Here is an 11,569-nt window from a genome sequence, read left to right as displayed (position 1 = left end):
TTGTGCTTGTCGGGGGTGAACACAAAGGAATACTTCTGCGAATATTCATCGCGGGAACAATTGTTCTTTGATTGTTCCGAAGGCGCTTCCGCTTTTCTTAGTATGGATCAATCCTTTCTTCCTTTTACATACGAGCAAGGATTCAAGCATAAAGATAAAGAAAGAGACTACATGCAAGTTGCAAGAAAGAGGGGAGGGGGTCCGTATGTCAGGGATAACAACAGGATTTTTTACAATTGGGGCCGTTCTGATCGCCGGTGGCGTTTATTTCATGTTAGCAATGAGAAAGCCAGGTTTTTACCCGCCTAAATATATATTGAGAAAAAGAGCAGCTGCCTTAGGAGCCGGGGGGATTGTTTTATTATTAATAGGTGCTTTTATGTATAGCTTGCAATAAAGTAAAAACCCGCTTAATGAAGCGGGTTTTTGTTTCACGTTATTAATCAATAAGCTTACGATCTGCGCCATTATTTTGTGTAATAACGACTGTTGAATCATTTAGTTTTGTTCTTTTCACAATTGAAAGCGCCACTGGATAAAGGACAACCATTACGATCGTATTAACTGCAGCTGCTGGCAAAACAACTGCTGCGAATAAAGCAGTGAATGGTCCAGGCAGACCGACAATGAATAAAGCTGACGATAAAAATACAATCCCAGATACAATCGTACACACCGCTGTAAGAATGGCTGCACTAACAATGGACTTTTGGAATTTCTTTAAAGCTAAGAATAATCCTAAGAATACAAATGCAGTAATCGGTTTATCAATGATATTTGGAATTAGGCCACCAGGGAATGTAGTTGTTAAACCAGCTATAATTCCTGTTACTATACTAAGAAGCAACACACTCTTTTTATTTGGAAAAAGAATAATTCCAATAAACATCATCGTTAACATCATATCTGGCTTCATTCCAAAAAAGAATCCCGGAACAACTGCATGCAATACTGTTCCCATCCCAACTAAGAGGGCTAGGGCTACAAGATTTTTCGTATTCATTTCTCATCTTCTCCTCTGCTATACTAAGCTATTAATATTTATCCCTTCTGCAGTGCACTCGTTGCCTGCAGCAAGAAACTTGCACTAATTATAACATACATTGCTTTATATTAAAGAGTAATTTTTCAGTTAATAATTATTTTTAAATGCTTTCATAAACTTTGCAAGCTGTTCAACTTGTTCAACCGGAATCGCGTTATAAATTGATGCACGGCAGCCTCCAACAGAACGATGTCCGTTCAAGCCAATGAAGCCAGCTTCCTTAGCTTGCTGAAGGAAACCTTTCGATGTTTCCTCATCTTTTAGATTAAAGGTAACATTCATCTTGGATCTGCTTTCTTTCTCAGCGTGTCCAATATAGAAGCCTTCACTTTCGTCCATACAATCGTATAGAATTTTCGCCTTCTCTTCATTTCTCTTTTCGATGACTGGCAAACCGCCTTCTTGCTCGACCCACTCAAGAACAAGCTTTAATAAATAGATTGCTAATGTTGGTGGCGTGTTGTAGAGGGAATTGTTTTTTGCAAAAGTATTGTAGTTTAGCATAGTTGGCAGTGAACGATTTGAATTGGATAGGAGCTTCTTATTCATAATCACAACGGTAACCCCGGATGGTCCCATGTTCTTCTGTGCCCCAGCATATATAAGATCGAAATCTTCAATATTTATTCCTTTACTTAAAATATCACTGGACATATCAGTAATTAAAGGAACCTCTTTATTGGATGGAAATTGATTCCACTGAGTGCCATAAATCGTATTATTGCTTGTAATATGAAGATAAGCTGCTTCCTTTGAAAGCTCAATATCATTAACATTAGGAATAAAACGATAATTTTCTTTCTCACTTGAGGCAGCAACATAGGTTTGCCCAATTTTTTCGGCTTCCTGTAATGCTTTTTCAGCAAAAACACCAGTTAAAGCATAATTTCCTACCTTTCCTTCTGTAATCAGATTCATCGGAACCATTGAAAATTGAAGACTTGCTCCACCTTGAAGGAACAGAACCTCATAGCTGTCTGGTATCGATAGGATGCTTCGTAGTAAATCCTGTGCTTTTTGATGAATCGCTTCATATTCTTTGCTTCTGTGACTTAATTCCATAACAGCCATACCGCTGCCGTTATAATTAAGCCAATTCTTCTCAGCTTCTTGTAATACTGATAACGGCAGAGCAGCTGGTCCCGCATTAAAATTTAGTGCTCTTTTCATATTAGCCCCTCCAAAAATAGTATAAGCTTCGCCTTAACGCTGTAATAAGATAAAAAGATAATCCTATGGTAACAAAAATAAATCATTTGTACAGGAGGAATTACAAACTTTCTGAAAAAAGTGGCAAAAAAAGGAGCCTTCCAAAAAGTTGAAAGAGCTCCTTTAGTTTGTGGATAATTAACAAGATTAATCTCTTTATTTCGATGCGATTCTACTGTTAATCCCTTTGGCTATTTCCTGCAAATCCTGTGGGGTATATTCAGAATTATGCGTTTTCCATACCGCGCCAAAGCCATCCCCTTTGCCATAACGAGGGATTAAGTGCAGATGGAAATGGAAGACTTCTTGACCAGCTTCCTTGCCGTTATTCTGCAAAATGTTCATTCCTAAAGGCTCACAATCTTCTTTAATTGCGTTTGCAATTTGCGGAACTGCTTCAAAAAGCGTTCTCGCTGTTTCAGCATTCATATCGAAAATATTTTCAGTATGTAATTTTGGTATCACTAATGTATGGCCCTTAGTTACCTGACTAATATCAAGAAAAGCTAATACATGTTCATTTTCAAATACCTTTGCTGAGGGAATCTCTCCATTAACAATTTTACAAAAAATACAATTGCTCACACAAAACACTCCTTCTCCCAAGATTATTCAATATTCCCTATAATACCATAATGAATAAACGGATAAAAGGCAGGATCCGCTAGGGAATCCCGCCTTCGTGAAGGGGATTGCTTCTTTTTATACGTTTCTATTTCAGGTCATTCCCTTTGATAAACACCTCATTTATTCTTGAATGATTGTGTTTACGTCTAGAGAGATTCGATCATTGTTCAAGCTGACCATCCCCAATTCTTTATAAGTTTTTACTAAAACGTATAAAGCAGGATATTGTCTTTAACAAACACCTCATTTTTTAAGTGTAGTGTTGTTATTCGCTTTGATCTTCTTGGTTAATTAGAACATTGCCCAATGTAACCATCCCCTTATTTTTAAAACGTTGGAAGCTTAGCTTATATTGAAATGTTCATTGTCTGCGACAGACACCTCATTTCAAAATTTGATAATTCTTTACGTTATCAAATAGCTTGTTTCCCCTTCATAGATTAGAATACCCGTCTTGAAATTTCATATACATGTTAGAAAAGATTTTTTAGAAAATGGATAAGCAAATTGGACAATTGGCTCAAGTGTTTTTTACAATGGTTGTAGTATATAGGGAAGGACGTTATAGCATGGCTCTTTTGAAAATTGAAAATGTGACGGGCGGATATACGAAAAATCCCGTATTAAAGGATATATCTTTTGAGGTAAATGAAAAAGAACTCGTTGGTTTAATTGGTTTAAATGGTGCAGGAAAAAGTACAACAATCAAGCATGTCATAGGGTTAATGGAGGCGCACAGCGGAACAATCACAATAAATGGAAAGAGATTCCATCAAGACAAAGAAGCATATCGAAAGCAATTTACCTTTGTGCCAGAAACACCCATATTATATGATGAATTGACTTTAGAAGATCATCTGAAAATAACAGCCATGGCCTATGGGTTAAAAATGGAGGAGTATAAGGAAAGGGCGGACAAGCTTTTAAAGGAATTCCGCATGGAAAAAAGGCTTAAGTGGTTTCCTGCTCATTTTTCAAAAGGGATGAAACAAAAGGTAATGATCATGTGCGCCTTTTTAGTTCAGCCTGACCTTTATATTGTGGATGAGCCATTTGTCGGGCTTGATCCGCTTGGAATTCAATCCCTTCTTGATTTAATGAATAAAATGAAAGAAAACGGCGCGGGGATTCTAATGTCAACTCACATTCTGGCAACTGCGGAAAGATATTGTGACCGTTTTGTCATTTTACATGAGGGAAAGATCCGGGCAAAAGGAACATTAAGTGAACTAAGGGAGCAATTTTCTATGCAGGATGCTACATTAGATGATATTTATATTCAGCTGACAAAGGAAGAAAATTATGTTTGATGAGAAGAAGTTGTGGAGAGAGCGATTCAATCAAAGAATGAAGGAGCTTTCTCGTTATTCCCGATATATATTTAATGGTCATATAGTAATTGTACTGCTTTTTTTAATTGGAACAGCAGCATATTTTTACCAGGAGTGGTTAAAAACGGTCCCTGAGCAATTTCCGGCGGCGGCCATAATGGCTGTTGTGATTGGATTACTGTTAACCTACAGTCCAATCAGTACTTTTCTATCTGAAGCAGACAAAATATTTCTGCTGCCATTGGAAAGCAAGCTTTCACGCTATTTTTTCCGCTCAATTATAGTGAGCTTTGCTGTACACGCATACCTTATTTTTCTTGGACTTGGTGTTTTTATACCAATGTACGCAAGGGTGAATGACGGGGACTTTAATAAGTTTATGCCTTTTTTATTCGTGATTCTCATAATAAAAGCGTTGAATGTCATTGTCCGCTGGAAGGTCCTGTATTTTGTTGAAACAAAAGTTCATGTCATTGACTCGCTTGTAAGATATGCGATAAATGCTGTTTTCCTTTTCTTTCTCTTTTCGAATGCCAGAATTATTTTTCTGATTCCTGTGGTGTTGTTATTAATGGGTTTACTATTCTTTTATCACAGAAATACAATGGATAAAGGCTTGAAATGGGAGTATTTAATCGAGATGGAAGAGAGAAGAATGACTTCCTTCTATCGGCTAGCCAATTTATTTACCGATGTTCCGAAGTTAAGGGACCGTGTGAAGAGGCGTAAATGGCTTGATTGGGTGTTCAGCAAGATATCCTTTGCACAAAAGGAAACTTTCAACCATCTTTATGTAAGAACCTTTCTGCGGGCAGGTGATTACTTTGGGTTATTTATCCGATTAACTCTTATTTGTATTGGTGTTCTTTATTTTATTTCCTTTGGACTAGGTCAGACAATCGTTGCGCTGCTTTTTATTTATTTAACTGGGTTTCAGTTAATTCCTCTTTGGAACCATCATCAAAATAAACTTTGGATCAAGCTTTATCCAATCAAGGAGGAATTAAAAGAAAAAGCCTTTAAGCGGCTGCTCTCAAGGGTTTTATATTTACAATCCCTTTTATTAGCCATAGCGATTTTATTAAAAGGCGAGGGGATGTTAGCCTTCATTACTCTAATAGCTGGATTAGGTTTTGCCTACTTTTTTACAAATGTATATATTACGAAAAGACTGAAATCATGAATATGAATGAAACTATTCATTCCCGTTACCGTATTTATTAGTAAGAAAAAAAAGGATGGGTAGCATATGAATGAGTATGAGTTGCAAGCATATAAAGAGATTGAAGAGTGGAAACATAAATTATTTAAAAAATCCGGGATGTTAAATCGCCTGTCAAAAAAAGCACAAACAAAAGTGAATAGTCTGATCCCAGAAAAGGCACATCAAATCCTAACTGACAGTATAAAGAATATGGTAAAGGCAACACTTGTCGGTTCCAATTTAACAACGCGAAAAAAACAAACAGCTTGCCATTCGCTAGAGGAAATGGATAAAAAGCTTACTGAAAAATTCTCCTCCTATAAAAAAACAGCTATCGTTGAGGGAGCTGGAACTGGAGCAGGCGGAATTCTGCTCGGATTGGCTGACTTTCCGCTGCTTTTAACGATAAAAATGAAATTTCTATTTGAAGCGGCAGCTATTTACGGTTTTGATACAAATGAATATGAAGAACGGTTATTTATTCTTCATGTGTTCAAGCTGGCTTTTTCAAGCAGTGAAAAGAGAAGAGAAACCTGGCAGATTGTTGAGGAATGGGATGTGAGAAAGTCTCAAGTTTTGGAAATGGACTGGAGAGAATTTCAGCAAGAGTATCGTGATTATATCGATTTTGTCAAAATGCTTCAGTTGGTTCCGGGCATTGGGGCCGCTGTAGGCGCATTTGCAAACAATAATTTAATGGAACAGCTCGGAGAGACAGCGAAAAATGCATATCGGATGCGAGTATTGAAAACAGTCCCAAAGCCAGAGTGAAAAGTACCCTAGAGGACAGGCACAAAAATGTCTATTCTATAGGGTGCTTTTTTGTATATAAATTTATTTCACTTAAAAATGCAAAAAATTAACAAAACTATATGAATTAATATTATAATAGTAAAAAGGTTCTAATGTCTGATGTTCAGATTAATGGAGGGGTTGTATGCTAGAGGGAAAAATTAATCAATTGAAGAAAACAACACTATCTCAAGATATTGTCCAGCAATTGATGGAGTTAATAATAAATGGGACAATTTCTTCTGGTGAAAAGTTGCCATCCGAAAAAGAGTTAATGGAGTTATTTGGTGTAGGAAGAAGTACGCTTAGAGAGGCAACACGTGCCCTTGCTGCTCTAGAACTGATTGAAGTCAGAGTTCCTGAAGGGACATTTGTTACAGAGTCATTTGGAGGGTTCTTTACTAAACATCTCGCACTTATGTCTAAGATTAGTTTTGACAATATTACTGAACTCATTGAAGCAAGAGTAAAATTTGAGACAGATTTAGCAGAAATGGCTGCTGAAAAGTCCACCGTTGCTGATCACGAAAGATTAGATAACATTCTTCATTCTATGAGTAAGGCCAGCAATAATGAAGAATTTTTGAAGACAGACTTGGAATTCCACACGGCAATTGCTGAAATAGCAAGAAATTCTTTTATGCTGCAAGTAATGAATATTTTACGTGATATAACAAAGGAGTGGATGTTTAAAGTAATCGAATCCTCAGCTATTCAGGAGAAAGCTATAAACCATCATATGAAAATAGCTCAAGCAATAAAGGATAACAATCAAGAAGAAGCTGGAAATGCGATGTTAGAGCATCTAACAATCGTAAGTAATTTATTATTAGAATATCATAACAAAAAACAATAAGTTAATTAGGATGACTCTTTATAAAAAGTAGAGTTATCCTTTTTTAAATATATTCAGAATATTTTAAAAAGACATTGACATAAAAAGAGTGATTATTTATAATTCTCTTAAGGTTAGATGGTCTGATGTTAAGATAATAATGCTAAGGAGGGTGCATATGTCTACGACTAAAAGTGTAAAGGTGTATCAAATGTATATTGATGGGGAATTTATTGAATCCAGTTCAAATGAAACTTCAATTGTCATTAATCCCGCAACAGAAGAAATCATTTCAGAGGTTCCAAAAGGAACAGTGGCTGATGCAAGGCGTGCTGTTGATGCGGCAGCACTTGCTCAGAAGGAGTGGGCAAAACTCCCTGCAATTGAGAGGGCAAATTATTTAAGAGCTATTTCAAAAGGAATCCGTGAGAATGCCGACCATATAGCAAGAGTCATTTCTGAAGAAATGGGAAAAACTCTAGCTTTAGCTGAGGTTGAGGTAAATTTTACAGCAGATTATATTGACTATTCAGCGGAATGGGCTAGACGTTATGAAGGAGAAATTATTCAGAGTGATCGTCCAAACGAAAATATTTTATTATTTAAGCAGCCAATTGGTGTCGTTGCGGGAATACTTCCTTGGAACTTTCCGTTTTTCTTAATTGCACGTAAAGCAGCGCCTGCTTTGATCACTGGAAATACAATTGTGCTTAAGCCTAGTGCTGAATCCCCGAACAATGCGCTTGAATTCGCGAAGATTGTTGAAATGGCGGGCTTGCCAAAAGGTGTAATCAACTTTGTTACCGGAAGTGGAAGTGTGATCGGGAAAGACCTTGCATCCAATCCAAAAGTTGGTTTAGTTAGCTTAACAGGCAGCTATCATGCAGGTGCTGAAGTTATGCGTGCAGCAGCAGAAAATATTACAAAGGTATCACTAGAGTTAGGTGGGAAAGCACCAGCAATCGTCATGGCGGATGCAGATCTAGATCTGGCTGTAAAATCCATTGTTGCTTCCCGTGTTATTAACTCTGGACAGGTATGTAACTGTTGTGAGCGAGTTTATGTTCATGAGGATATAGCAGAAGAGTTCTATGAAAAAGTTGGAGAGGCTATGAAACAAACAAAATTTGGCGATCCTCTTGTTCATTCTGATATTGATATGGGTCCACTAATCAATAAGAGTTCACTAGAAGCTGTTGAGAAGCATGTGGAAGAAGCGATTGCTTCAGGAGCAAAGCTATTAACAGGTGGCAAGAGAACAGGGGAAGTTGGCTATTGCTTTGAACCAACTGTCCTGATTAATACAAACAATGATATGAGAATTATGAAAGATGAGATTTTTGGTCCAGTATTACCGATTGCAACCTTTAAAGACCTAGATGAAGCGATTGATTTGGCTAATGACTGTGAATATGGTTTGACATCTTCTATTTACACCCAAAACATAGATGTTGCCATGCGTGCATGTAATGAGTTAAAGTTCGGTGAAACCTATATCAATAGAGAGAACTTTGAGGCTATTCAAGGTTTCCATGCAGGCTGGAGAAAATCTGGAATTGGTGGAGCAGATGGCAAGCATGGTTTAGAAGAGTATCTACAGACACATGTTGTCTATCTTCAATATAATCAAAACAAAAAATAGTAATCATTCAAAATTTAACGGGGAAAGTTAAGATTTATCTGCTTTCCTCTAAATATTTTTATAAAATTTATCAAAATTAAAAGGAGTGGAAATGTTGAACGAGACATTATATCAGCCGGTCATAACAAAATATAAAGAAATAGAACCTTTTGAAATGGATGAAGGCGTACAATTTCACGACATGATGATGAAAGAAATGGGCCCAAAAACCATTATTGTTGGATTGGCAACGTTTGAACCAGGTAAAGGGTTGCCATGTCATATCCATAATGTGGAAGAGTCTGTAACTATTTTAAAAGGAAATGCCTTTTGTGATGTAGAAGGAGTTCGAACCGCATTAGAGCCTTATGATACTTCCTTTATTCCTGCTAAAATTCCTCACCGATTTGTCAACGCCAGCGAATCTGAAGAGTTAATCATATTATGGGCTTACTCTCAAATTGATGATTCTCTTAAACAAGTAGATGTAGAAAGAATTATCGTCGAAACGGACCTTTGCATGCTTCCTAAAAAATAAAGAAGAAATTCTAATTGTTTGTAGAATTTATATAGAGAATAAAAATTAAGGGAGGCTCTCAAGTTGACTAGAAGGTATTCCGGAAAAGTCTGGGATGATCGATTTTTGCCCAGACTTTCATCTACACAAATTGAAAACTTGCCTAAAAAAGATTCATTGGTCATCCTGCCTATTGGGGCAGTTGAACAGCACGGTCCTCATCTTCCAGTATTCACTGATACTTTACTTGCGGAAACAGTATTAGAAGAATCATTTAAGTATGTTCCTTCTGATTCTAATATTTGGGTTTTACCTCCTCTTCCTTACGGGAAAAGCAATGAGCACCTTGGTCGGGCAGGAACCTTTTCTCTATCTTCGACTACTCTGCAGTCGGTGATTATGGATATAGGCAGAAGTTTAAAACAAAGTGGTTTTAGGCGTTTATTATTGTTTAATGCCCATGGAGGAAATAGTGACCTATTAAATCTTTTAGCAAGAGAGGTGCGGCTAGAAACGAACATAATGGTTTTTCGAATCAATGTTGGAGGATTGACACTTGAAGAAAATTTCCTAAGCGAGACAGAAAGATTATTAGGTATTCATGGAGGGGATTATGAAACTTCCTTGATAATGGCGTCCTATCCAGAATGGGTTAGAGAGGATAAGCTGCCTGTTGAATATCCAGAATTATTGAAAAAGTCAAATTTCCTCCGCTTCCAAAAATCCAATTTTGCGTGGACGATTGACGATGTATCTTCTTCAGGCATTTTAGGAAATGCAAAAACGTCCTCAGCGGAAAAGGGTAGAAGGATTTATGAACAACACGGAAAACATTTGGCGGAAATGCTTTTAGAAATGATGAATTTTGAGATTGATAGCTTAATGGATAAAGAATCTATTGAAATAAAGAGATAATTCTATTTTTCTAGCCCATGAAAAACATTATTAGACTTGTAACTCTCATTAACCGAAAGGATGAATAAAAGTGAATGGTATTCATAAAAAGTTAAGTTCTCTTCTTGGGGAAGAAAATGTGATTGTAGATTTGCCATCACGTAAACAATTATCGAAGGATTTTTATTGGTATTCCCCAGTTCTAACCGATATGTTGGATGATAAAATCGCAGACTACATCGTAAAACCAGGCAATGAAGAAGAGATTAAATGTGTTTTAACTCTTGCTGTACAAAATAAAATTCCTGTAACCATTCGAGGAGCAGGAACGGGAAATTACGGTCAAATTATTCCAATGAATGGCGGCATCCTTATTGATACGACAAGAATGAATAAGATTATTCAGATCGAAGAAGGCTCCGTACGGGTTGAGCCAGGAATTAAATTAGGATTAGTAGAAAAAGAGTTACGAGAAGTAAATCAGGAATTTTGTATTTATCCAACTACGTACATAAAGGCTACGGCAGGTGGCTTTGTAAGTGGCGGATCTGGAGGAATCGGTTCCATTACGTGGGGGAATTTATGGGATGGAAATGTATTAGAGTTAAGAGTCCTAACTATGGAGGAGACTCCTCGTGTTTTTACCGTTAAAGGCGAGGGTATGATGAATTATATTCATAGCTACGGTACAACTGGAGTCATAACCGAAATTGTGTTTAGAACGACAAAGCGAGTTGAATGGACGCAGTGTATTGCCTCTTTTTCTGATCTAGAAAACTCTTTAATTTTTTCGGAAAAGATTGCAAAGGATTCTCAAATTAAGAAACGTTCCATTTCAACATGTGAATGGCCAATCCCATCCTATTTCCAGCCTCTTCAAAAGGTAATAGAACCGGATAAACATATCGTCATATTAGAGGTTGAAGAGAAGTCGTTTGAGCTTGTGAAGTCATTAGTATCTGAACATAACGGTACAGTTTCTTATGAAATCCCATCTTCTAAATACCAAAAGGGAATCAGATTATCAGATTTCACATGGAATCATACAACCTTGTGGGCTCTAAATGCAAATGAAAAAATGACCTATTTACAAGGGAGTTTTTCTCTAGACTCGTATCTTGAGCAAATAAAATTAATTAAAGAGAAGTATAAGGACGAATTTTTTAACCATTTTGATTGGATGAGAAGTAAAGGAGAGCTTATCCCTCAACAAATTCCTCTTGTTCGATACAAGACGAAGGAACATTTATATGAAATGATCTCATTCTGTGAGTCAATCGGTGTTAAGATTTATGATCCACATACAAACTTACTTGAAAAAGGCGGGTGGGAGGCATACATTGATTCAGTTGTGCAGAAGAAACACGAAAATGATCCGCACGGATTATTGAACCCCGGAAAAATTGGTGTTGTGAATGATTTAGTAAAAGGTTAGTTTCTAGAATGTTTTGATGCATGATAAAAAGGGATTGTCCTTATTTATAATTTTTTGGA

Annotated in this window: 12 protein-coding genes; 9 read left to right on the top strand and 3 right to left on the bottom strand. The window is 36.8% G+C overall.

The window, feature by feature from the left end; translation table 11 throughout:
* Nucleotides 1-205: 205 nt before the first annotated feature.
* A complete protein-coding gene (locus V7122_RS03855; protein ID WP_335353350.1) occupies nt 206-397 on the top strand; it encodes a hypothetical protein in 192 nt (63 codons plus the stop codon).
* A gap of 42 nt (nt 398-439) precedes the next feature.
* On the opposite strand, the gene V7122_RS03850 is transcribed toward V7122_RS03855, so the two are convergent.
* From V7122_RS03850 to V7122_RS03840, 3 genes are all read right to left on the bottom strand, one after another.
* Nucleotides 440-1,003: a tryptophan transporter gene (locus V7122_RS03850; RefSeq protein WP_335344155.1), complete on the bottom strand. Its 564-nt coding sequence runs from the start codon at nt 1,001-1,003 to the stop codon at nt 440-442.
* A gap of 129 nt (nt 1,004-1,132) precedes the next feature.
* A complete protein-coding gene (gene serC / locus V7122_RS03845) occupies nt 1,133-2,215 on the bottom strand; it encodes a 3-phosphoserine/phosphohydroxythreonine transaminase (protein WP_335344156.1) in 1,083 nt (360 codons plus the stop codon).
* Nucleotides 2,216-2,410: 195 nt separating this feature from the next.
* A complete protein-coding gene (locus V7122_RS03840; protein WP_335344157.1) occupies nt 2,411-2,839 on the bottom strand; it encodes an HIT family protein in 429 nt (142 codons plus the stop codon).
* A 611-nt stretch (nt 2,840-3,450) separates the two neighbouring features.
* Here V7122_RS03840 and V7122_RS03835 point away from each other — a divergent pair.
* From V7122_RS03835 to V7122_RS03800, 8 genes are all read left to right on the top strand, one after another.
* Complete coding sequence (locus V7122_RS03835; protein WP_335344158.1) at nt 3,451-4,191, top strand: ABC transporter ATP-binding protein; 741 nt, start codon at nt 3,451-3,453, stop codon at nt 4,189-4,191.
* Nucleotides 4,184-5,395: an ABC transporter permease gene (locus tag V7122_RS03830; protein ID WP_335344159.1), complete on the top strand. Its 1,212-nt coding sequence runs from the start codon at nt 4,184-4,186 to the stop codon at nt 5,393-5,395. Before V7122_RS03835 ends, V7122_RS03830 begins: the two co-directional genes overlap by 8 nt.
* 66 nt (nt 5,396-5,461) lie before the next feature.
* A complete protein-coding gene (locus tag V7122_RS03825) occupies nt 5,462-6,187 on the top strand; it encodes an EcsC family protein (protein ID WP_335353351.1) in 726 nt (241 codons plus the stop codon).
* A 166-nt stretch (nt 6,188-6,353) separates the two neighbouring features.
* Nucleotides 6,354-7,064: a FadR/GntR family transcriptional regulator gene (locus V7122_RS03820; protein ID WP_335344489.1), complete on the top strand. Its 711-nt coding sequence runs from the start codon at nt 6,354-6,356 to the stop codon at nt 7,062-7,064.
* A 157-nt stretch (nt 7,065-7,221) separates the two neighbouring features.
* Nucleotides 7,222-8,685, top strand: a complete 1,464-nt coding sequence (gene aldA / locus V7122_RS03815; protein ID WP_335344488.1) for an aldehyde dehydrogenase — start codon at nt 7,222-7,224, stop codon at nt 8,683-8,685.
* Nucleotides 8,686-8,779: 94 nt separating this feature from the next.
* Nucleotides 8,780-9,202, top strand: coding sequence for a cupin domain-containing protein (locus tag V7122_RS03810; protein ID WP_335344487.1), 423 nt, complete (start codon nt 8,780-8,782; stop codon nt 9,200-9,202).
* 63 nt (nt 9,203-9,265) lie between these two features.
* Nucleotides 9,266-10,096: a creatininase family protein gene (locus tag V7122_RS03805; RefSeq protein WP_335344486.1), complete on the top strand. Its 831-nt coding sequence runs from the start codon at nt 9,266-9,268 to the stop codon at nt 10,094-10,096.
* Nucleotides 10,097-10,166: 70 nt separating this feature from the next.
* A complete protein-coding gene (locus V7122_RS03800) occupies nt 10,167-11,510 on the top strand; it encodes an FAD-binding oxidoreductase (RefSeq protein WP_335525854.1) in 1,344 nt (447 codons plus the stop codon).
* The last annotated feature ends 59 nt before the right edge of the window (nt 11,511-11,569 follow it).

The organism is Bacillus sp. JJ1532 (assembly GCF_036965085.1).
Classification (GTDB): domain Bacteria; phylum Bacillota; class Bacilli; order Bacillales; family Cytobacillaceae; genus Cytobacillus.
This window is presented reverse-complemented; position numbering and strand designations above follow the sequence as displayed.